Source organism: Amycolatopsis sp. NPDC026612, from assembly GCF_040638285.1.
Lineage (GTDB): Bacteria > Actinomycetota > Actinomycetes > Mycobacteriales > Pseudonocardiaceae > Amycolatopsis.
In genome coordinates this window covers 246,847-269,027 of record NZ_JBEZYB010000005.1, presented here as the reverse complement: position 1 = coordinate 269,027, position 22,181 = coordinate 246,847, and the positions used below count along the sequence as shown (strand labels likewise).

Sequence of the window (22,181 nt, the reverse complement as noted above, 5' to 3'; positions counted from 1 at the left end):
GATGACCGTCCACACGCTGAGTGTCCTGGTCGAGAACAAGCCCGGTGTGCTCGCGCGCGTCTCGGGCCTGTTCTCCCGCCGCGGGTTCAACATCGAGTCACTCGCCGTCGGGCCCACGGAAAACCCCGAGGTGTCCCGCATGACGATCGTGGTCGCCGTGGAAGAGCTACCGCTCGAACAGGTGACGAAGCAGCTCAACAAGCTGATCAACGTGATCAAGATCGTCGAGCTGGAACAGTCGACCGCGGTGCAGCGTGAACTGCTGCTCGTGAAGGTTCGCGCCGACAACACCGTGCGCAGCCAGGTCCTCGAAACCGTCCAGCTCTTCCGGGCCAAGGTGGTGGACGTCTCTCCTGAGGCACTCACTGTCGAGGCCACCGGGACGTCCGACAAGATCGGTGCGTTGCTGCGGATGCTGGAGCCGTATGGCATCCGCGAGCTCGTGCAGTCCGGCATGGTCGCGGTGGGGCGGGGCGCCCGTTCCATCACCGCCACATCACCGCGCTAATCCATCCATGCCCCCGCCACCACCCTCAATGGAGGCGCTTCGCGCCGCTGTTCTGGATTTTGTGTAAGTCAGGAAAGGAAGCAGTAACCCCCATGGCAGTGGAAATCTTCTACGACGACGACGCCGACCTCTCGATCATCCAGGGGCGCAAGGTCGCTGTCATCGGCTACGGCAGCCAGGGCCACGCCCACTCGCTGAGCCTGCGCGACTCCGGCGTCGACGTCCGCATCGGCCTGCCCGAGGGGTCCAAGTCGCGGGCGAAGGCCGAGGAGCAGGGCTTGCGCGTGCTCACCCCGGCCGAGGCGTCGGCCGAGGCCGACCTGATCATGATCCTGGCGCCGGACACGAAGCAGCGTCACATCTACGAGCAGGACATCGCGCCGAACCTCAAGGACGGCGACGCCCTCTTCTTCGGGCACGGCTTCAACATCCGCTACGACCTGATCAAGCCGCCGTCCAACGTGGACGTCGCCATGGTCGCCCCGAAGGGCCCGGGCCACCTGGTCCGCCGCCAGTTCGTCGACGGCAAGGGCGTCCCGGCGCTCATCGCGGTCGAGCAGGACGCCTCCGGCAACGCCCAGGCGCTCGCCCTCTCCTACGCGGCCGCCATCGGTGGCGCGCGCGCCGGCGTCATCAAGACGACGTTCACCGAGGAGACCGAGACCGATCTCTTCGGCGAGCAGGCCGTGCTCTGCGGTGGCGCGTCCGCGCTGGTGCAGACCGGCTTCGAGGTGCTCACCGAGGCCGGTTACGCCCCGGAGATCGCCTACTTCGAGGTGCTGCACGAGCTGAAGCTGATCGTCGACCTCATGTACGAGGGCGGCATCGCGCGCCAGCGCTACTCGATCTCCGACACCGCCGAGTACGGCGACCTGACCCGCGGCCCGCGCGTCATCTCGCCGGCGGTCAAGGAAGAGATGAAGAAGATCCTCGGCGAGATCCAGGACGGCACGTTCGCCCGCGAATGGGTCGCCGAGGACGAGGCCGGCCGGCCGAACTTCACCAAGCTCGAGGAGCAGGGCAACCAGCACCCGATCGAGGCGACCGGCAAGAAGCTGCGCGACCTGATGTCGTGGGTGGACCGGCCGATCACCGAAACCGCTTGAGTTTCAGCCGAAGGGGACGCCCGGCGCCGGGCGTCCCCTTCGGTGTCTCGTTACGCTGGTCGCATGAACGATGACAAGGCGCACATCCGGCACCACCTGGACCTTTCGCGGGCCGAGTGGATCCGGGGTGAACCGGCGGGTGTCACCCTCGACGAGGTCATCGAGTACGCCTTCGTGCCGCACACCGATGGCGTCACCTACGTTGCGATGCGGCAGTCGGCGCAGCCGGACGGCGTGATCCTCGTCTTCACGCCGGGGGAGTGGGACGCGTTCATCAAGGGCGTTCGCGACGGCGAGTTCGACCTGCCCGACGCCTAGGAAAGCTTTGCCGCCAGCTCGGGGATCCGCCCGGTGTCGCCCGCGATGCCGAGGTGGTCGCCGTAGTCGCGGGATTCGACGACCAGGCCGTTCCGGATGCGCATGGCGAAGATGTTCGCGATCCGCACCGGACTGCCACCGAAGTCGCCCTGGTAGGCGAACTCGCCGATCACCACCTCCGGGTCGGCGCCCTGGTAGGTCACCAGGTCCGCGACCTCGAAGTCGACGCCGACGTCCTTGGCCGCCGCGAAGTGCTTTCGCAGCTCGTCGCGCGTCCGCAGCACCGGCGCGCCCGGCAGGAACGGGTGCGTCACGTGGGTTTTCTCGGCGTACAGGTCCGGCAGTTCGGCCCAGCGCTTGCCCGCGACGCCGTGGACGAGCTGTTCGAACACCGTGCCCGAGGTCGGCGAGGCGGCCGGGGACAGCTCACGCGGCGGTGCCTGCTCGTAGGCCTTGGCGAGCTGGTCGACGCCGTCGCGGACGACGGCCAGCCGCAGGTAGTCGTGGTAGTCGCGGGAATGGACGATGAGGCCGTCGCGGACCCGCAGCACCTGGATGTTGGCCGTGGAAATCGTCCGGCCGGTCTCGACCGACTCGGCGTCGTAGTCGTATTCGGCGACGATCACCTCGGGATCCGTCGTCTCGTGGACGACGACATCCTTGCGCTTGAGCCGCAGCGCTCCGGCGAGAACGCCGGTGAACCGCTCGTGGACCGCGGTGCGGCCGGTGATGCGGCTCGGCCGGGGGACGGCCTGCGGGTGTTCGACGACGGCGTCTTCGGCGTAGAGCGCGGAAAGCTCGCCGAACCGTCCTGCGCCGATGCCGTCGGACAGCGCGGTGAACACGTCGCGGGGTGTGGTCATGAATCCTCCCAGGGGCAAAACGGAGTCTGTAGTCCGCCTTCGACGATACGGACTACAGACTCCGGTTGTCTACCGGGTTCGGAGCAGGTCCCGCGCGGCCGGATGCTCGCCGACCTCCGCCCACGTCTCCGGCGTGGCGTCCCAGATGGCGTCGCGCGCGCCGAGGTCGGCGCCGTTTTCGACGAGGGCGCGGAGGACGTCGAGGTGCCCGGACTGCGCGGCCAGGTGCAGCGCCGTGACGCCCTCGCCGTGGCTCGGGCCGCCGAAGGTGCCTCGGTGGTTCACGTCGGCGCCGAGGTCGAGCAGCGTCCGGACGGCGTCGATCCTGCCCTGCGCCGCCGCCCAGGCCAGCGCGGTGCCGCGGTAGACGTCGGCGTCCACCTCGGCACCTCGGGCGACGAGCGTTCTCAGCGCGTCGACACGGTTGTTGCGCGCCGCCCAGGCGAGGGCTTCGTTCCGCACTTCGACAGGGTCGTCCGTCGGCTGCCAGCGCGGGAAACCGCTGTGGGGCCGGTAGAAACCGCGGTGGGCGCCCCCGCGGCCGGAGGTCAGGAGTTCCTCGATGGCGTCGATGTCGCCGAGCCCGGCCGCGACGCGCAGGTTGCCCGGTGCCCGGCTGTGCTTCGCGAGTGTCTCCGCGGCTTCGCGGTGACCCCAGAACAGGGCGACGACCAGGGGCGTGCCGCCGTCACCCCGGGCGGAGACGTCGACGGGGGCGCCGTGCCGCAGGAGGAGGTCGAGCAGGAGCGGCAGGTTGCTGTAGGCCGCTTGGTGCACGGGCGTCCAGCCGTGGACGTTGCCGCGGGCCGGGTCGGCGCCGTGGTCGAGCAGGATGCGGCTGAGCCGCTCGTCGTGCGTCGCGCCGGCCATGCCGAGCAGGTCGTTGCCGTTGGTGCCGCGGGCGTCGACGAGGCCGGGGAACTCGCCGAGCAGCGTTTCGAGCCGCTCGGGATCCCGTGCCTCGATCGCCCGGTACGCGCGGGCGAACGGCTCGCCACTGTCCACAAGAGACTTAACATGGCCGCGGAGTGCTTTCCAGGAACCGAAACCGTGCTCCCGGGCGACGACCGCGCGGGCGCCGTCCCGGGTGAGCGGCTGTCCCCAGCGGTCGAACGGCTCTTTCGCGCCGGGCGTGTCGTCCTCGGCCGAGGCGAGCAGGCCGAGTGCGCGTCCGGCGTAGTACTCGACGTCCTGGTGGTACGGGTGCTGCAGGGTTTCCCCGTGCTCGGTTACGCGCCGGACGTACGCCTGCAGCTTCGGCCAGCTCGGGAACCCGTGGTCCCGGGCGATGCGGAACTGCGCTTCGGCGAGTTTGACGCCTTCGGCGCGTGCGAGGTCCTTCGCGCGCTTGCGCAGTTGGTCCAGGCTGGGTTTCGCGGGCAGCGTGCCCATGGTGCCTCCTTCCCTCGTCGCCCGTGGTCCGCCGGCACCGGGCAGGAAGAAGGTGCGGAGCTGGTGGTGCGGTGAAACGGGGGTGGGCTCGGCCCTTTCCGCGGACGGGGCGCGGCCCGCACCGCGCCCCGCCACCCTACCCCGGAACCCGGATCCCGCGTGATCCCCGACGGAACTAACGTGATTGAAGGCGGAACTCGTGAGTTACGGGTCTGATCACGCGAGTTACGGTTCTGGTCACGCGAGTTCCGGGTTTCGTCACGGCCGGAGGTCGGCCAGGAGGCTGTAGGACTTGCCTGTGCGGGACAGGACCTGGACGCAGACGTGGTCGGCGCCCGCGTCGAGGTGGGCGCGGATCCGGTCGGCCGCCGCCTGTTCGCCGGTGGCCACCAGGGCGTCGACCAGGCGGTCGCTGCCGCCGTCGGCCAGGTCCGTGTCGGTGAAGCCGAGGCGGCGCAGGTTCGCCTGGTGGTGTGGCGCCTGCCGGACGTACAGGTCCACGTGCTCCCGGGCCGCTTCGCGGGCGGCCTCCGGTGAAGCGTCCAGGATCGCGGCTTGCTCGACGGCCAGGTACTTGCCCGGCCCGAGCCGCTCCCGGGCCACCGCCGTGTGTTCGGGCGGGACGAAGTACGGGTGCGCGCCGTCCGCCCGTTCGGCCGCCAGGTCGAGCGCGCGGGGGCCGAGCGCCGCGATCAGCCGCCGGGGCCGCGGCGACGGCGGTGGCAGGGCGGGCAGCTCGGCCTCGTCCATCCCGGCCAGGTACTCGCGCATCGCCGAAATCGGCCGCACGCCCGGGAAGTGACCGCCGAGGCCGGCGACGAACCGGCCCGGGTAGGCCTCGCCGAGCGCCCGGGTCGCCGCTTCCGCCGTGATCGGCGCGCGGCGGTCGAACCGCGCGATCCCGGTGGCCACGGTGAGCCGGGACGTCGCCGCCAGGATCAGCGCCGCCTGCGTGAACGCGTCCCGGCCGGCGTACTCGCCGAACCAGAGCGCGTCGAAGCCGAGTTCCTCCACCTCGGCGGCCGTTTCGCGGACCTCGCCGATCGGGGCGCCGTCGAAGAACCGCCAGATCCCGACGCTCATCGGACCACCTTCGGGGCCAGTTCGACCAGAATGTCCACAACGGACCCGAAATCCGGGGCGGACGGCGTCAGCAGCACGTGGTCCGCGCCCGCGTCGAGCAGTTCGTCCAGGCGTTTCGCGATGGTGCCGGCGTCGCCCCACAGGACGAGGTCGTCGACGAACCGGTCGCTCGGGCCGTCGATGTCGGCATCGGTGTAGCCGAGGCGTTTCCAGCCCGCGAGGTACGCCTTCACGTGGTGCTCCCGGGACATCGCCACGCTGCGCCGGACGCTCGCCCGGGCGTCCTCGCGGCTCCCGAGCAGCACGGTCTGGTGGGGGATCAGCAGCTTGTCCGGCCCGAGGATTTCGCGGGCGTAGGGCGTGTGCGAGACCGGCTGGGCGAACGGGTGCGCGCCGTCGGCACCTTCGCGCGCCAGCTCCAGCATCTTCGGCCCGACCGCGGCCAGCACTCGCGGGAACGCGACCGGTGCGGGGTTTTCCGCGGCGGCGGCATCCATGTCCGCCAGGTAGGCACGCATCCGGTCGATCGGCCGGTACTCCTCGCCGAGCTTCGTGGCCTGGAAAGCGTGCCCGATGCCGACGCCGAGCACGAACCGGCCGGGGTGGGCCTGGGCGAGCGTCGCGCCGCCCTTCTCGGTGGTCGCCCCGCGTCGCAGCCAGGCGTTCGCGATGCCGGTGCCGAGCACGACGTCCGGCACCGAGGCGAGCAGGTCGCCGAAGTGGGCGAACACTTCGCGGCTGCCGGGTCCTTCGCCGCTCCACACCGAGCGGTAGCCGACGTCGGCGAGCCGCCGCGTCGCCGCGCGTTCGACGTCCGGGGGTGGGGCCATGGGCGCGCTCGGCAACCAGGCGCCGATCGCGCCGAGCCGGGCCCGTGTCTCTTCGATCAGGGTCATCCTCGAGTCCCTCCAGTAAGCTGAGGCTGCCTCCGGTTAATATACGGAGGCGGCCTCCGATTGGCTAGCGGGTAAGCTCGGCAGCGCGATGACCGACGTGAAACCGATGCGCGCGGACGCCCGCCGCAACTACGAGCGCCTCCTCGAAGAGGCGCAACGCGCCTTCGCCGAGCATGGCGTCGAGGCGTCCCTGGAGGACATCGCGCGCCGCGCCGGGGTCGGCATCGGCACGCTGTACCGCCACTTCCCGACCCGGGAGGCGCTGCTCGAGGCGCTCCTGCGCACCCGGTTCGACGCCCAGGCCGAGCGCGCCCGCGAACTGCTCACCCACCCCGAGCCGCTGACCGCCCTGCGGTCCTGGCTCGCCGGCCTCGGGGACGCCACCGGGACCTTTCGCGGCCTCGTTGAGCTGACCGCCGACGCGCTGAACGACGAATCATCCCGTTTGTACGAGTCCTGCCACACGATGCGCGAGGCCGGTTCCCAATTGGTGGAACGGGCCAAGCAAGCGGGCGAACTGCGCCGGGACGTCACGACGCAGGAACTGCTTTTGTTGCTGCACGCGGCATCCTGGGCCGGGGGGCACCTGCCGGGCGGGGCTGGCATGCCGCGGCTGCTGGCTCTTGTTTTCGAGGGATTGCGGGCGAGTTAACACCGGGAGACGCCACAGGTCAGGCCCGCGCGTTAAACTCCGGCTCGACCGGGGCACAACGACGTGCCGAGCCCGTCTGTCGACACAGAGCGTCCTGGAAATGACCAGATAGTGGGAGCCGCATCGTGAGCAAGCCCAGCAAACCCGTCGTCCTCATCGCGGAGAAGCTCGCCCCCTCCGTGCTGAGCGTTTTCGGTGACGAGGTGGAGGTCCGGCACGTCGACGGCACGGACCGGTCCGCGCTGCTCGAGGCGGTGAAGAGCGCCGACGCGCTACTGGTCCGGTCCGCCACCAAGGTCGACGCCGAGGTGCTCGGCGCCACGACGCAGCTCAAGGTCGTCGCCCGCGCCGGCGTCGGCCTCGACAACGTCGAGGTGCCCGCGGCCACCGAGCGCGGCGTCCTGGTCGTCAACGCGCCGACGTCGAACATCGTCTCCGCCGCCGAGCACGCCGTCGCCCTGCTGCTGTCGGTCGCGCGCCGGGTCCCGGCCGCCGACCAGAGCCTCCGCGGCGGCGAGTGGAAGCGCAGCTCGTTCTCCGGCGTCGAGCTCCAGGGCAAGACCATCGGTGTCGTCGGCCTCGGCAAGATCGGCCAGCTGTTCGCCCAGCGCCTCGCCGCCTTCGACACGCACCTCATCGCCTACGACCCCTACGTCTCGGCCGCGCGTGCCGCGCAGCTCGGCATCGAGCTCGTCACCCTCGACGAGCTGCTGACCCGCGCCGACGCCATCTCCATCCACCTGCCGAAGACGCCCGAGACCAAGGGCCTCATCGACGCCGAGGCACTGAAGAAGACCAAGCCGGGCGTCATCATCGTGAACGCCGCCCGCGGCGGGCTCATCGTCGAGGAGGACCTGGCCGACGCGCTGCGCTCGGGCCACGTCGGCGGCGCCGGGGTCGACGTCTTCGTCACCGAGCCGACCACGTCCAGCCCGCTGTTCGAGCTGGAGAACGTCGTCGTGACGCCGCACCTGGGCGCCTCCACGGCCGAGGCGCAGGACCGCGCGGGCACCGACGTCGCGAAGTCGGTGCTGCTGGCCCTGCGCGGCGACTTCGTGCCGGACGCGGTGAACGTCTCCGGCGGCGGCGCGGTCGGCGAGCACGTCCGCCCGTACCTGTCGCTGGTGCAGAAGCTCGGCCAGCTGCTGACGGCGCTCAACCCCACGTCGCCGACGTCGGTGACCGTGCAGGTCAAGGGCGAGATTTCCAACGAGGACACCGGCGTGCTGCAGCTGGCGGCGCTGCGCGGCGTGTTCACCGGCGTGGTCGAGGACCAGGTCACGTTCGTCAACGCGCCGCAGCTGGCGGAGAAGCTGGGCGTGCAGGTCGAGCTCGAGACCGAGCCGGAGAGCCCCAAGTTCCGCAGCCTGGTCACCGTCCGCGCGGTGCACTCCGACGGCTCGGTGCTGAGCGTGTCCGGGTCGGTCACCGGCCTGGACGAGGTCGAGAAGCTGGTCGAGGTCAACGGCCGCGGCTTCGACCTGCGGGCCGAGGGCACCGTGCTGCTGGTCGAGTACCCGGACCGCCCGGGCGTGATGGGCCGGGTCGGGACGCTGCTGGGCGAGGCGGGCATCAACATCGAGGCCGCGCAGATCAGCCAGACCACCGACGGTTCCGACGCGGTGATGCTGCTGCGCGTCGACCGCCACATCGACGCGCACCTGCTGGAGCCGATCGGCGCTTCGGTCGGCGCGCACACGATCCGCGCCGTCGACTTCAACTGACGCAACGCACGAAGAAGAAGGCCCCCTCGCCCCCGCGGCGAGGGGGCCTTCTTCGGCAATCACATTCACATAACGGACTTCTTTGCCTACGGAAGTAGGTGTTTTCGGGCATTAGGTTCTCCCCGCGAGGTCGAACCACGCGCCGTCGAGGGCACGGCGCTGCCGCGCTTCACCGTCGGGGGTGTCAGGAGCGGCAGGCAGGTTCGGGTCCAGACCTCGAGTAAGGGGCCGACTCATGAGCAGATCCCGCCTACCCGCGCGCGCCACGACGGCGGCCTTCGCCGTCGTACTGGCGGCCGCGCTCGGGGCGCCGGTCGCGAGCGCGGCGGATACCCCGCTCGCCGACGGCGTCGCGCCGGCCAAGATCGACGACGCGAAGCTGCAGGGCAAGCTGTCGCCGCGCCTGGGCGCCACGCAGGGCCGGGTCACCGCGTTCGTCGAGCTGGCCAAGAAGCCGGCCGTCGACGCGTTCACCGCGGCGCAGCCGCAGGGCAAGGACCAGGCGAAGCGGGCCGCCCGCGCCGCCAAGGCCGACACCGCCGCGGCCGTGGACTCCGTCCTCGGCCAGCTGCGCGCGGCCGACGCCAAGCCGCAGGTCGTCACGCAGACCGCCAATGCCGTTCCCGGCTTGGTCGTCACCGCCGATGCTGCGAAGCTGCGTGAAGTCGCGAAGCGCGCGGACGTCGTCGCGGTGCGCACGGTCGTGCCGAAGACCCGTACCAACGCCAGCGCCGAGCAGCTGACCAACACCCTCGCCGCGTGGCAGCAGACCGGCAAGTTCGGCGACGGCGTCCGCGTCGGCGTCATCGACGACGGCATCGACTACACCCACGCCGACTTCGGCGGCCCCGGCACGCAGGCCGCCTACCAGGGCGTCGACAGCACCAAGCCGACCCCGCTGTTCCCGAGCGCCAAGGTGGTCGGCGGCACCGACCTCGTCGGCAACGACTACGACGCCGCGACGCCCGGCAAGACCACCCCGAACCCGGACCCGAACCCCCTCGCCTGCGGTGAGCACGGCACGCACGTGGCCGGCACCATCGGCGGCTTCGGCGTCACCGCCGACGGCAAGACCTTCAAGGGCGACTACAAGAAGCTGGACGCCAAGAAGGTCGACGCGATGCAGATCGGCCCGGGCACGGCGCCGAAGTCGCTGCTCTACGCGATCAAGGTGTTCGGCTGCACGGGGTCGACGAACGTCACCTCGCAGGCGCTGGACTGGGCCCTCGACCCGGACGGCGACGGCGACTTCACCGACCACCTCGACATCGTCAACCTCTCGCTCGGCTCCGACTTCGGCGCGCCGGACGACCCGGACTCGCTGTTCGTCCGCAAGCTCGCCGCGAACAACGTGCTGCCGGTGATCTCCGCGGGCAACGGCGGCGACATCAACGACATCGCCGGGTCCCCGGGCAACACGCCCGAGGCACTCACCGTCGCCAGCACGCGCGACGCGGGCGTTCTGCGTGACGCCGCCGAGGTCAAGGCACCCGCGGGCGTCGCGGGTCAGAAGACCGGGCAGTACAGCCAGAACTACACCGGCTACGACACGCTGAACCTGACCGCGCCCGTCGTCGCGTTGTCCGCCTCGAACAGTGCGGGCTGTGCGCCGTACTCGGCGGAGGACAAGGCGAAGGCCGCCGGCAAGTTCGTCTGGCTGGAGTGGGACGACAACGACTCGACCCGCGCCTGCGGTTCGGCCGCCCGCGCCAACAACGCGCAGGCCGCCGGGGCGAAGGGTGCGCTCCTTTCGTCCACTTTGGAGCACTTCAGCGCCGGCATCGCGGGCAACGCGGCGATCCCGGTGTTCCAGTTCACCGGCTCCGCCACGAAGACGCTGCGCGCGGCGCTGACCGCGGGCACGTTGCAGATCCGGCTCTACGGCGCCGGCCGCGCGTCGATCCAGACCTACGACAAGACGATCGTGGACACCCCGAGCTCGTTCACCTCGCGCGGCACCCGCGGCCCGGCGCTCAAGCCGGACCTCGCCGCACCCGGTGACACGATCACCTCGGCGTTCCGCGGCAGCGGCAACGGCCGGACCGTGCTGTCCGGCACGTCGATGGCCGCCCCGCACACCACGGGCATCACCGCGCTCGTCCGCCAGGCCCACCCGGACTGGTCGGTCGAGGAGGTCAAGGCGTCGGTGATCGACACCGCCGGCCACGACGTCGGCGACGGTGCGGGCCACACCTACGCGCCGCAGCGCGTCGGCAGCGGCCGGATCGACGCCAAGGCGGCACTGGACAACCAGGTGCTCGCCTACGTGCAGGACGACCCGGGCGCGGTCAGCGTCAGCTTCGGCACGGTCGAGGCGTCCGGTCCGGTGACGCTGTCGAAGACGATCAAGCTGGTCAACAAGGGTGTCACGCCCGCCGAGTACACCGTGGCCTACCAGGCGGTCACCGCGCTGCCGGGTGTCGAGTACACAGTGGACAAGCCGACGGTGAAGCTGACCCCGCGCGGCACCGCCAAGGTGAAGGTGACGCTGAAGATCACCGACCCGAAGGCGCTGCGCAAGGTCATGGACCCGACCATGCAGGCCACCCAGGCCGGCCTGGCCCGGCAGTTCGTCGCGGACGCCTCCGGCCGCGTCGCCTTCACGCCGACCAGCGGCGCCAAGGTGCCGCTGCGGGTTTCGGTCTACTCCGCACCGAAGCCGGTGTCGACGATTTCGACGCCGCCGTCGGTGAAGTTCGGACCGGACGCCACCCAGGCCGTGCTGAACCTGAGTGGCAAGGGTGTCGACCAGGGCACCGGCGCGCAGCGGTACCGCTCGCTCATCAGCGTGCTCGAGCTGCAGGCGGAGTCCCCGCAGCTGCCCGAGTGCGACGCGGACGTCGTCACCGACTGCACGCTCAACAAGACGGCCAAGGGCGGCGACCTCCGCTACATCGGCGCGGCTTCGACCGCTCCGCTGGCGAAGGCGCAGGGTGAGCCGGAGAACGCGATCCTCGCGTTCGGCCTCTCCACGTGGGGCGACTGGGCGAACATCGGCAGCAACACGTCGCCGTTCGTCGACATCGACACCACCGGGGACGGGCAGCCGGACTTCGAGACCTACGTGACCAAGGCGACGTCTACCGACGTGCTCCTGGCCACCACGGTCGCGCTGACCCCGGGCTTCCCGACCGTCGACGTCCAGGCGGTCAACGGCCAGCTCGGCGACGTCGACACCAACGTGTTCGACACGAACGTCATCACGTTGCCGGTTTCGCTGGCCGCACTCGGCATCGACGCCAACGCCGACAGCCACCGCATCTCCTACACGGTGGGCGTCAGCGGGTTCTACGTCGCGCCGGGCACGACGAACGGGCTGATCGACTACGTCGGCACGCCGCTCTCGTTCGACGCGCTCGCGCCGGGCTACGCGGTGCAGGGTGGCGGCGACGCCGCGCTGGGCTACGTCGCGAAGCCGGGCACGGCACTGGTCGTCACGCGGAACGCGGCGTCGGCCGCGGCCGACAACGCCCTCGGGCTGCTGGCCATCGAGCACCACAACGCCGCGGGCAACCGGGCGAACGTGGTCAAGGTGGACTCGGTGCAGGGTGCCCGGCAGGGGCCCCGGCCGGGGAACGACCGTCAGCCGATCGGGGCCGGTCGCCGATAGCGGGCAGCAAGATCGATCACTGCAGGACCAGGGGCGTTCCCGGCGGATTTCCGTCGGGGACGCCCCTCCCATGTTCACCCGATTGGGTGTCTCACCCTGCGGGAGGATGCGGCATAAGGGTGGTGCGGCTACGGCCGGTTGTCTACGGCCGGTAACCTTCCGGCTGCTGGCGTTTTGTTGCGGTGGGCCATCGGTGCGCCGGTGGTCCGGTCGACGGAGGTGTGTGGATGCGGCTCGCGGTGATCCCAGGAGACGGGATCGGGCCCGAGGTGGTCTCCGAGGCGCTGAAGGTGCTCGGTGAAGTGGTACCGACGGCGGAGATCACGAACTACGACCTCGGCGCCGCGCGATGGCACTCGACCGGTGAGCTGCTCCCCGAGTCGGTCCTCGGCGAGCTCCGCCAGCACGACGCGATCCTGCTGGGCGCGGTCGGCGACCCCTCGGTGCCGAGCGGGATCCTGGAGCGCGGCCTGCTGCTGCGCCTCAGGTTCGAAATGGACCACCACGTCAACCTGCGCCCGGCGCGGCTCTACCCGGGTGTCCGGGGACCGCTGGCCGACGCGGGCGACGTCGACATGGTTGTCGTGCGCGAAGGCACCGAAGGCCCGTACGCGGGCACTGGCGGCCTGATCCGCAAGGACACCGAGCACGAGATCGCGACGGAGGTCAGCGTCAACACGGCGTTCGGCATCCGGCGCGTGGTCGCGGACGCGTTCAACCGCGCCGAGGCCCGGCCGCGCAAGCACCTGACGCTGGTGCACAAGACCAATGTGCTCACGTTCGCCGGCTCGCTGTGGTCGCGGATCGTCGAAGAGGTTTCGCTGGAGCACCCGGACGTGACGGTCGCGTATTCGCATGTGGACGCGGCGACCATCCACCTGGTGACGGACCCGTCCCGGTTCGACGTGATCGTGACGGACAACCTGTTCGGCGACATCATCACCGACCTCGCGGCCGCGGTGACCGGCGGAATCGGCCTCGCGGCCAGCGGCAACCTGGACATGACCCGCCGCAACCCGAGCATGTTCGAGCCGGTCCACGGTTCGGCGCCGGACATCGCGGGCCAGGGCCTCGCCGACCCGACGGCCGCGGTGCTGTCGGTGGCGCTGCTGCTCGACCACCTTGGCCAGAAGGAATCGGCGCGGCGGATCGAGGCGTCGGTGGCGTTCGATCTGGCCACACGGGACCAGGCTTCCCCGGGGGCCACGCAGGCCATCGGGGACCGGCTTGCGGCGCTGGTTTCGTCGAACGTTCGTACGGGCTGATTTTTCGGTGAAGCCCCGCGCTCCCTTGGTGGGGGTGCGGGGCTTTTTCGTGCCCGGTCGTGCGCTGGCCGCTCGTGCGCTGCTCGCTCCGGGCGCTGCTTGTGGCCGGGGCGCTGGTTGTGTTGCTCGGCTCTGCCTGCGTGCGTGTCGGGCAGCCGCCGGTTCGAGGGGGTGGCTTGCCGGTCGAGTCGGTGGTGGGCGGCCAGGCCGGTGTGAGGGTGCCGCGGGATGACCCTGCTGGCGCCCGTCGACCGGGTTGTCCACACCACTGCCGTGATGTGGACGGTTCGGCTGCGGAACCGCTTTCCGGCCGGTTCCGTCAGGGGTCGCCGATAGGCTGGACCGGGGTCAGCCCCCAGGGTGCGGTGGGGCATGGAGGTCGGGGGATTCCCGGATGGTGGGAGCTTCGCCCAGCTTCTGGACGGGGCCGCGAACGCTGTGGCATGATGCGACCGTGACCAGCTTCGCGATCATTATCGACGAGCGCGCCGGACGATAGCTCTTCCCAGAGCTCCCGGCGCGCAACCTCTCGCACCCTGCGGGAGGTTTTTTTGTTGCCCCGAAACGCCGCCCCCGTCCCGAGGAGACGACCGTGAACCGCACGGAGCCCGCCGATACCCCGCTCGGCGATGCCTTCCACCTCTACGACACCACCCTGCGCGACGGTGCGCAGCGGGAGGGCGTCTCCTACTCCGTGCCGGACAAGCTCGCCGTCGCGCGGCTGCTGGACGAGCTCGGTGTCGGGTTCATCGAGGGTGGCTGGCCGGGGGCGCTCCCCAAGGACACGGAGTTCTTCGCCCGCGCCGCGAAAGGCGAGCTGCGGCTGAAGCACGCGGCACTCGTCGCCTTCGGGGCGACGCGCAAAGCCGGCACCACCGCCGACGTCGATCCGCAGGTCCGGGCGCTGCTCGACAGCGAAGCGCCGGTGATCACGCTCGTCGCGAAGTCCGATCTGCGCCACATCGAACGGGCCCTGCGCGTCGACGTCGACGAGGCCTGCGCCATGGTCCGGGACACCGTTGCGTTCCTCACCGGCGAAGGCCGGCGGGTCTTCCTCGACGCCGAGCACTTCTTCGACGGCTACGCGTATTCCCCCGAGACGTCGCTCAGGATCCTCGACGCCGCCGCCCACGCGGGGGCCGACGTCGTGGTGCTCTGCGACACCAACGGCGGCCAGCTGCCGCTCGATCTCGCGGCGACCGTCCGTGAGATCAAGGAAAAAACCGGGTTCCGGCTCGGGATCCACTGTCAGGACGACACTTCCTGCGCCGTGGCGAACTCCGTCGCCGCGGTGCAGGCCGGCGTGACGCACGTCCAGTGCACCGCCAACGGTTACGGGGAACGGGCCGGCAACGCCGACCTGTTCGCCGTGACGGGAAACCTGGTGACCAAGCTCGGCATGAACGTCCTCCCGACCGGAGGCGCCGCCGAGCTCACCCGGGTCTCCCATGCCCTTGCCGAAATCGCGAACATCGCCCCCTACACCCACCAGGCGTACGTAGGGGCGTCGGCTTTCGCCCACAAGGCGGGACTGCACGCGAGCGCGATCAAGGTGGATCCGTTGTTGTACAACCACATCGATCCAGCTTCCGTCGGCAACGACATGCGGGTACTGGTCACCGAGATGGCCGGCAGGGCCAGCCTCGAGCTCAAGGGACGTGAGCTCGGGGTCGACCTTGCCGGCCGGCCCGAAGCGCTGACGAGCGCCATCACGAAGGTCAAGCGGCTCGAAGCGGAAGGCTGGTCCTTCGAGGCCGCCGATGCCTCCCTGGAGCTCCTGCTGCGCCAGGAGGCCGACGTCCCCGCCGTCGCGCCGTTCGAGCTCGAGTCCTACCGCGTCGTCCTGGACCACCGCCCAGACGGCGAGGTCATGGCCGAGGCGACGGTCAAGGTGCACGTCCGCGGCCGGCGCGTCATCGCCACCGCCGAGGGCATCGGGCCGGTGCACGCGCTCGACGCCGCCCTGCGGAAGGCGCTGTCCCCGCACCTGTCCTGGTTGGACACCGTGGAGCTCGCCGATTACAAGGTGCGCATCCTCCAGGGCCACCCCGGCACCGACGCGGTGACGCGCGTGCTGGTCGAGAGCACCGACGGCGAGCGCGAGTGGACCACCGTGGGCGTGCACGGCAACATCGTCGAGGCCAGCTGGCTGGCGCTGTGCGACGCGCTCGTCCACAAGAGCACGACCGTCTCCTGAAGCAGTGACATCCGGGCCCCGGCCCGGGCCGGGGGCTCCGCCACCCGGAACCCCCGAAGGCGGTCGGGTGGGCGCACGTAGACTGGTGGCGTGCGCCTAGCCCGTATTGCTCATCCCGGTGGTGTCGCGTTCGCCTCGATCGAAGGCGACGGTGACGACGCCCAGGTCCTCGAAATCGCCGAGCACCCTTTCGGCCAGCCGAACTTCACCGGCAAGCGGTGGCCGCTGGCCGATGTCCGGCTGCTCGCGCCGATCCTGCCGTCCAAGGTGATCGCCGTCGGCCGCAACTACGCCAAGCACGCGGCCGAGTTCGGCAACGAGGTGCCCAGCGCCCCCATGCTGTTCCTCAAGCCGTCGACGACGGTCATCGGGCCCCACGCGACCATCCGCCGCCCGTCGGGCGTCGGCCGCGTCGACTTCGAGGGCGAGCTGGCCATCGTCATCGGGCAGCCGGTGAAGAACGTGCCCGCCGCCCGCGCCGCGAGCGTCATCCTCGGCTACACGGTCGCCAACGACGTCAGCGCCCGCGACCTGCAGAAGTCCGACGGCCAGTGGGGCCGCGCCAAGGGCTTCGACACCTTCTGCCCGATCGGCCCGTGGATCGAGACCGCGATCGACGCGTCCGATCTCGCGCTGACCGCCGAGGTCGACGGCGAGCTCAAGCAGGACGGCCGCACGTCCGACCTCGTCCACAAGATCCCCGAGCTGGTCGAGTTCGTCTCCGGCGTCATGACGCTCCTGCCCGGTGACATCATCCTCACCGGCACCCCGGAGGGCGTCGGCCCGATCGAGAGCGGCCAGAGCGTCTCGATCACCATCGAAGGCATCGGCACCCTGACCAACCCGGTCGAGGACGTCTAAGCCGTCCGGGTGGCGGAGCTCCGGCGACGGCCGGAGCTTCCGGCTCAGCGCTGCGCCGGCTCCATCGGCCGCCGCGCGAAGGCCGGAGCGTGCTCGGGGCGCAGGCCCAGGCCCAGCAGCCGCGCCGGGAAGTACGACAGCCGCGGGAACCGGGCGAACGCCTTGATCATCGGCTCCGGCGGCCCGTTGCGCTTGCCGTTCATCACCCCGCGCACGACGGTCCGGTGCATCAGGCGCTGGAGTCCCTGCACCATCAGCGTCGGCGCGAGCCGCCGCGAGCGCACCTTCGCCAGCTCGGCCTCCGTCGGACGACCCCGGCGCAGCGGCTCGGCCAGCAGCGTCGCCGCCGCGACCGCGTCCTGCACCGCCAGGTTGATGCCCACCCCGCCGATCGGCGACATCGCGTGCGCAGCGTCGCCGAGGCACAGCAGCCCGTCGACGTGCCACTTGCGCAGCAGGTTGAGCCGCACGTCGAGGAACTTCACGTCGTCCATCGTCGCCAGTTCGTGCACCCGGTCGGTGAACTCGGGGCAGACCTGCGCGACGTTGTCGCGGAACGCCTCGATGCCCTGCTTCCGCAGGTCCTCGCCCTTCGGCGCGAGGTAGGCGACCTGGTAGAAGTCCGGCCGGGGGAGCGGCACCGCGAAGCGGCGGTCCCGCATCTTCGGCAGCAGCATGGTGCCCGCCTCGTCGTCACCCCGCGAGAGCCGGAACCACCAGACGTCGAACGGGCAGTCGTACTCCCGCGGCACCAAGCCGGCCTCCCGCCGGGCCAGCGACCAGCGGCCGTCGGCGGCGATCACCAGGTCGGCGCGAATCTCGCCGGTCTGCCCGGCGCTGGTGCGGTAGGTGATGCCGGCGACCCGGCCGTGCTCCCGGACGAGGCCGGTGCACTCGGTCTCCATCCGCTGGACGAACGTCGGCTCCTTGCGCGCGCTTTCCGCGAGCAGGTCGAGGAAGTCCCACTGCGGCACCATCGCGATGTAGGGGTGCGCCACCTTCAGCCGGGTGAAGTCGGCCAGCTTCATCAGCTCGCCGTTCTCCCGGGGGAACCCCGCCGACCTCAGCTCGCTGTGCGGCAGCGCGTGGAACTTCTCGCCGAGGCCCAGCTCGTCGAGCAGCGTCAACGTCGACGGGTGCACCGTGTCCCCGCGGAAGTCGCGCAGGAAATCGGCGTGCTTCTCCAGCACCGTCACCTCGACGCCGGCCCGGGCCAGCAAGAGCCCCGTGACCATCCCGGCCGGCCCGCCACCGATGACGACGCAGGTCGTGCGCTCGGCCATCTCGACCATCTCCCTTATTCATCGCTTGTTGAATAATCTGAGGATGCACCTGTCCGGCACCGGCGTCAAGGGGTGTGAGCGGAGATACGCTGATCGGGCTACGGTGGCCGGCCGCGCTCCGGTGACCCGAAACTGTCCAAAAGCGACAGTTCCTCGGCTGCGTCCCGAATTCGCGTGGCTTCGGCGCCCACGTGCCGATGTGCCCTTGTGGACGGAGTCGATTCCCCGGTGGCGCAAGGGTTTTGCGTGCCGGAGGTGTTCCGCACCGGAGGAGTAGCGTGTCCGGCGCGCGCTGCCAGGTAACCGATTGGGGGCGGTTCGCCAACTGGGAGTAGAGCCGGTGCGCCGGAACAGGGGAGCGGCAATCACCTCTTTGGCAGCGTCGCGAACGCGGTGGTTGCCCTAGCCTCACTGGGTGGATTTCGCCTTGGCACCCCGGCCCCCTTCGCGAACCGCCCCGCTCGCCGCGGTGGCCTCCGAGCCCTGGGTGCCGCCCGAGCTCCGGCTGGTGTGCCTGGACATCGACGACACCCTGATCGACTGCACCGCCGCGATCCGCCGCAGCCTCCACATCCTCACCGGCCGGGGTGACCTGTGGCCGTTGTGGGACCTGATCACCGAGGAGCACGTGGCCCTCGTCGTCGCGGGCGAACTCGACTACGCGACCATGCACCAGCGGCGCACCGACTGCTTCCTCGCCGAAATCGGCATCTTCGCCGACGCCGAGCAGGTGAGCTCCTTCGAGCGGCGCCGAAGAGAATTGCTGGACCACTCGTGGCAGCTGTTCGACGACGTCCTCGACTGCCTGGAATGGCTCCGCGCCGCCGGCCTGATGCTGGCCGCCGTGACGAACGCCTCCGGTGTCCACCAGCGGAAGAAAATCGCCGACCTGGGCCTGGCGCCGTACTTCGACCACGTCGCGATCGCCGGCGAGCTGGGCGTCGCGAAGCCCGACCCGGTGATGTTCCACACGGTGTGCCTCGGCCTGGGCTGCGCGCCCGCCCAGGCGGTCCACGTCGGCGACAAACTGGACACCGACGCGATCGGTGCCCGCGACGCCGGCCTCGGCGCGATCTGGCTCGACCGCGACGCGATCGGCGACCGTGCCCCCGAGGGCGTCCACACGGTGGCCGGCCTGGCCGAGCTGCCTGAGCTGCTGGTTTCGGAGTACGCCACGATCGGGGTCCCGGCTCCGCGCGGCAGTGGTACCCCCGCCTTCACCGTCCGGAACGGCGTGCTCTAGTATTTCTCCTCGTGCGGTGCTGAACCGGCCAGCCGGAGCGGTACCTCACTGGGGTATGGTGTAATTGGCAGCACGACTGGTTCTGGTCCAGTTAGTCTAGGTTCGAGTCCTGGTACCCCAGCTGCGGAGAGTGACCCCCCTGGGGAGCGGGAAACCGCCTCTGGTAAGTTCTCTCCAGCAAGAAAAACAGAAGAGCCCCTGGGAGACCAGGGAAAGATCCTAAGCCCCCGTCGTCTAGCGGCCTAGGACGCCGGCCTCTCACGCCGGTAGCGTGGGTTCGAATCCCATCGGGGGTACAGTAGTTACCAAGCCCGTCTGACCCTGGTCAGGCGGGCTTTTTGGTGCGTGGGTGCCCTGGGGCGTCCTTCGGTACTCCACAGTGGCCGGTGCCCGAACAAAAGAAATTCGACAATGCAGCCACGGGGAAATGCAGTGATGTGGATCACATGCGCATATTGGTTGCGTTGAGGTAACCGGCCGCGATCGGTCAGCCTGGGTGCAGCAAGAAACCCGGAAAGGAATTGCCCGATGGCCGGATCGCCCACCCCGCTCGACGTGGTGTCCAAGTACTTCGAAGCCTTGAGCGCCAAGGACTTCGCCACGGTCGCCGGCCTGTTCGCCGGCGTCATCGTCTGGCATCGGCCCGGCGGCAACCGGTTCTCCGGCACGCACCGCGGCAGCCTGGTGGTCGGCGACATGATCGGCGGAATGATGGCCGTCAGCGACGGCACTTTCGAACTCGCGCGATCGGCGCGCCGATGGTCAATGGTGCGCTCGTCGCGGTTCCCGTCCGTTTCGGCGGGAAGCGTGACGGTGCCGCGCTTTCCCGGGACGGCGTCGACCTGCTGCTGATCGAGGGGGACCGGGTCGCCGAGGTGTGGCTGTTCTCCTCCGGCCCGGAGTCCGAAGACGCCTTCTGGGGCGCGAACCGACCGCTCGCCCGGTCGAGGCTCAGGTAGCCGAGCCCCAGCTCGACCAGCCGTCGCGCGTTCTCGATCAGTTCGGCGACGATGTTCTCGGCCGTCCGGGTCATCGGGGCGGGCAGGGCGGGGAGCACGGCGGGTGCCCAGGCGATGAGGTCGTCCAGGGTTTTCGCGGTGGCTTCGGCGAGGTTCACGCCGTCGTGGCGTTGTCCAGCGCCTCTTGCACGGCTTGGCGGGCGTTGCGGTAGGTGAAGTTCAGCTCGAACAGCTTCCCGCTCTTCGACGGCACGGTGATGTGCCGCTTCTCGGCGGGTCCGCGCAGGACGATGTCGCGCTCACGGTCGGTGAGCTACCACCTGCGGCATCACCGTGAGCCCGAACATCGACCACGGGGCCACGACGCCTTCGCCGATCGAGCGGGCCGGGTCGGGGACGGGCTGGCCTCGTCGACCTCGCGCACCGCGCCCGTGCCGGTGCAGCGCGGGCAGCCCCGTCGGAGTTGAACGCCATCGACTCCGCGCCCGGCGGAGTGAACTCCGCCCCGCACTCCGGGCAGGTCAGGTTCAGGCCGAGTGCGACGTCGATCGTCGGTGCCTGCCGGTGACCGTTCGGGCAGAGGTGCGATCCCAGCCGGGAGAACATCAGGCGCAGGACGTTCAGCAGTTCGGTCGAGGTGCCGAACGTCGAGCGGACCCCGGGAACGCCCGGCCGCTGGCGCAGGACCAGCGCGGCGGGGACGTGTTCCACGCTGTCGACCGACGCACGCGCCGCCTGGGAAAGCCCGCCGCCGCGTGTAGGTCGAGAGCGCCTCGAGGTACCGCCGCGATCCCCCGGCGTACAGGACCCCGAGCGCGAGGGACGACTTCCCCGAACCCGACACGCCCACGATCGCGACCAGTTGCCGCAAGGGAACGGACACGTCGAGGTCGCGGAGGTTGTGGACCCGGGCACCGCGCACTTCGATCGAGACCGGCTCGACGCGCTTCCCGGTGCCGGAGTTCCTGACGTCGTTCAAAGGTGTTCCTCCGAGGGTGCGCGCCGGCCGTCCCCAGCGTGTCATCCGGTAGCCGGTTACCTCAACGCAACCGCGGGGCAGTCACCCGATCTCCCGCTCACCGCGACCGCCATGGAGCCGAACCGTGTTCGACAGCACCGAAGTACCGCGCACCGCGCCGCGGAAGCGCTACGGGCGGCGCCGCCCGGTGAACTCGCCGCATCCTCCCGGCGACACCGCCCGGGCGTACCGACCGGATGGTATGTTGGCCGCGTGATCGAAGCGGCGCGGCAGACCTGGCGGTTCCTCGAGCCCTACCACGGAATGATCTACTTCGCCCCGGAGGCGGCGGCCGCCTACGGGAAACTCGGTCTCACCGGCCGCGCCGGCTATTTCGCCTCGAGGTCGGCCGCGCTCGGCGCGGCTCCGGCGCCGGTCGTGGTCGCGACCTTCTACAACTTCAACCCGGTCCTCGTCGGGGAGTCGATCACCGCCGCCTGGTCCACCACCGACCCCGCCGCCGTCCTCGCCGCGCGCTACGCCGCGGCCGACGAGGCCTTGCGCGGCATCCTGGGCGACGCGATCGGCTCACCCGAGATGCGCCGAGCCGCCGCGCTTCTCCGGGAGGCCGCCGAGACGGTCGCCGGCGATGTCGTCGGACGTCCCCTCTTCGCCGCCCACGCGGCCCTGCCGTGGCCCACCGAACCCCATCTCGTCCTGTGGCACGCGCAGACCCTGCTGCGGGAGTACCGCGGCGACGCCCACGTGGCCGCCCTGCTGACGGCTGGGCTGGGCGGCATCGAAGCTCTCGTCACCCACGCCGCTTCCGGTGCCGTCCCCGCCGAGACCCTGCGCACGTCCCGGGCGTGGTCCGAGGACGACTGGAACCGGGCTGTCGCCGGTCTTCGCGAGCGCGACTGGCTCACCGGCGACGCCGCTCCGACGTTCACGCCCGCCGGCGCGGCCCGCCGCGCGGAAATCGAGAAGGCGACCGACGAGAACAGCGTCACGCCCTACGCCCACATCGGCGAGTCCGCCTGCACCGAACTGCAGACCCTCGTGCGGCCGTTCAGCCGCGCGCTGGCCGAGAAGCTCATGCCCTGGGCGCTCGCGAGGCAGTAGCGGAGCCGGCCGGCCACCGCTTCGCGTGGACAGCTCCTGCGCGCGGATCGCGTGGGGAAGTTCCGTGCGGTCCGGAAAACCCCGTGTCCGGTTGCCATCGGACGCCCGATCGGCCGAGACTGGCCGCGGCGCGGGCGCCGC

General features: G+C 70.5%; 17 protein-coding genes and 2 tRNA genes. 14 read left to right on the top strand and 5 right to left on the bottom strand.

The genetic code is table 11. The features are described 5' to 3' along the window. Position 1: 1 nt before the first annotated feature. The 3 genes from ilvN to AB0F15_RS08210 all read left to right on the top strand — a co-directional run bounded on the left by ilvN (position 2) and on the right by AB0F15_RS08210 (position 1,932). On the top strand, positions 2-508 hold the full coding sequence (gene ilvN / locus AB0F15_RS08220; protein WP_360267042.1) for an acetolactate synthase small subunit: 507 nt from the start codon (positions 2-4) through the stop codon (positions 506-508). Between the two features lie 92 nt (positions 509-600). Next, positions 601-1,614, top strand: a complete 1,014-nt coding sequence (ilvC, locus tag AB0F15_RS08215) for a ketol-acid reductoisomerase (RefSeq protein ID WP_360267039.1) — start codon at positions 601-603, stop codon at positions 1,612-1,614. 63 nt (positions 1,615-1,677) lie between these two features. Next, positions 1,678-1,932 (top strand): DUF397 domain-containing protein, encoded by a 255-nt coding sequence (locus tag AB0F15_RS08210; RefSeq protein WP_360267036.1) that lies wholly within the window; start codon positions 1,678-1,680, stop codon positions 1,930-1,932. Here the strand turns inward: AB0F15_RS08210 and AB0F15_RS08205 are convergent. From AB0F15_RS08205 to AB0F15_RS08190, 4 genes are all read right to left on the bottom strand, one after another. Further along, entirely contained in the window at positions 1,929-2,795 is an 867-nt protein-coding gene (locus AB0F15_RS08205) for a nuclear transport factor 2 family protein (protein WP_360267033.1), read from the bottom strand. The two genes, AB0F15_RS08210 and AB0F15_RS08205, sit on opposite strands and share 4 nt — an antisense overlap. A 69-nt stretch (positions 2,796-2,864) precedes the next feature. Next, complete coding sequence (locus AB0F15_RS08200) at positions 2,865-4,187, bottom strand: ankyrin repeat domain-containing protein (RefSeq protein ID WP_360267030.1); 1,323 nt, start codon at positions 4,185-4,187, stop codon at positions 2,865-2,867. A gap of 258 nt (positions 4,188-4,445) precedes the next feature. Continuing rightward, the gene (locus AB0F15_RS08195; protein ID WP_360267027.1) at positions 4,446-5,270 is read right to left on the bottom strand and encodes a TIGR03620 family F420-dependent LLM class oxidoreductase; all 825 of its coding nucleotides are present in this window, start codon (positions 5,268-5,270) and stop codon (positions 4,446-4,448) included. Beyond that, the gene (locus AB0F15_RS08190; RefSeq protein ID WP_360267024.1) at positions 5,267-6,166 is read right to left on the bottom strand and encodes a TIGR03620 family F420-dependent LLM class oxidoreductase; all 900 of its coding nucleotides are present in this window, start codon (positions 6,164-6,166) and stop codon (positions 5,267-5,269) included. Before AB0F15_RS08190 ends, AB0F15_RS08195 begins: the two co-directional genes overlap by 4 nt. An 88-nt stretch (positions 6,167-6,254) precedes the next feature. Here AB0F15_RS08190 and AB0F15_RS08185 point away from each other — a divergent pair, with 88 nt between their 5' ends. The 6 genes from AB0F15_RS08185 to AB0F15_RS08160 all read left to right on the top strand — a co-directional run bounded on the left by AB0F15_RS08185 (position 6,255) and on the right by AB0F15_RS08160 (position 16,475). Further along, positions 6,255-6,818, top strand: a complete 564-nt coding sequence (locus AB0F15_RS08185) for a helix-turn-helix domain-containing protein (RefSeq protein WP_360267021.1) — start codon at positions 6,255-6,257, stop codon at positions 6,816-6,818. Positions 6,819-6,943: 125 nt separating this feature from the next. Then, positions 6,944-8,542: a phosphoglycerate dehydrogenase gene (gene serA / locus AB0F15_RS08180; protein WP_360267018.1), complete on the top strand. Its 1,599-nt coding sequence runs from the start codon at positions 6,944-6,946 to the stop codon at positions 8,540-8,542. Between the two features lie 235 nt (positions 8,543-8,777). Next, complete coding sequence (locus AB0F15_RS08175) at positions 8,778-12,152, top strand: S8 family serine peptidase (RefSeq protein WP_360267015.1); 3,375 nt, start codon at positions 8,778-8,780, stop codon at positions 12,150-12,152. Between the two features lie 227 nt (positions 12,153-12,379). After that, a complete protein-coding gene (locus AB0F15_RS08170) occupies positions 12,380-13,417 on the top strand; it encodes a 3-isopropylmalate dehydrogenase (protein ID WP_360267012.1) in 1,038 nt (345 codons plus the stop codon). Between the two features lie 592 nt (positions 13,418-14,009). Beyond that, positions 14,010-15,614 (top strand): citramalate synthase, encoded by a 1,605-nt coding sequence (gene cimA, locus AB0F15_RS08165; RefSeq protein ID WP_360267009.1) that lies wholly within the window; start codon positions 14,010-14,012, stop codon positions 15,612-15,614. A 90-nt stretch (positions 15,615-15,704) separates the two neighbouring features. Beyond that, positions 15,705-16,475 (top strand): fumarylacetoacetate hydrolase family protein, encoded by a 771-nt coding sequence (locus tag AB0F15_RS08160; protein ID WP_360267006.1) that lies wholly within the window; start codon positions 15,705-15,707, stop codon positions 16,473-16,475. 44 nt (positions 16,476-16,519) lie between these two features. Here the strand turns inward: AB0F15_RS08160 and AB0F15_RS08155 are convergent, their stop codons facing one another. Then, positions 16,520-17,767, bottom strand: a complete 1,248-nt coding sequence (locus AB0F15_RS08155; protein WP_360267003.1) for an FAD-dependent oxidoreductase — start codon at positions 17,765-17,767, stop codon at positions 16,520-16,522. A 499-nt stretch (positions 17,768-18,266) separates the two neighbouring features. Between AB0F15_RS08155 and AB0F15_RS08150 the strand changes: the two genes are divergently transcribed. The 5 genes from AB0F15_RS08150 to AB0F15_RS08130 all read left to right on the top strand — a co-directional run bounded on the left by AB0F15_RS08150 (position 18,267) and on the right by AB0F15_RS08130 (position 22,040). Further along, the gene (locus tag AB0F15_RS08150) at positions 18,267-19,001 is read left to right on the top strand and encodes an HAD family hydrolase (protein WP_360267163.1); all 735 of its coding nucleotides are present in this window, start codon (positions 18,267-18,269) and stop codon (positions 18,999-19,001) included. 49 nt (positions 19,002-19,050) lie between these two features. Next, positions 19,051-19,122 (top strand) — tRNA-Gln (locus AB0F15_RS08145). A gap of 102 nt (positions 19,123-19,224) precedes the next feature. After that, positions 19,225-19,297 (top strand) — tRNA-Glu (locus tag AB0F15_RS08140). 232 nt (positions 19,298-19,529) lie between these two features. Further along, positions 19,530-19,853: a nuclear transport factor 2 family protein gene (locus tag AB0F15_RS08135; protein WP_360267000.1), complete on the top strand. Its 324-nt coding sequence runs from the start codon at positions 19,530-19,532 to the stop codon at positions 19,851-19,853. Positions 19,854-21,191: 1,338 nt separating this feature from the next. After that, a complete protein-coding gene (locus AB0F15_RS08130; protein ID WP_360266997.1) occupies positions 21,192-22,040 on the top strand; it encodes a hypothetical protein in 849 nt (282 codons plus the stop codon). Positions 22,041-22,181 lie beyond the last annotated feature (141 nt).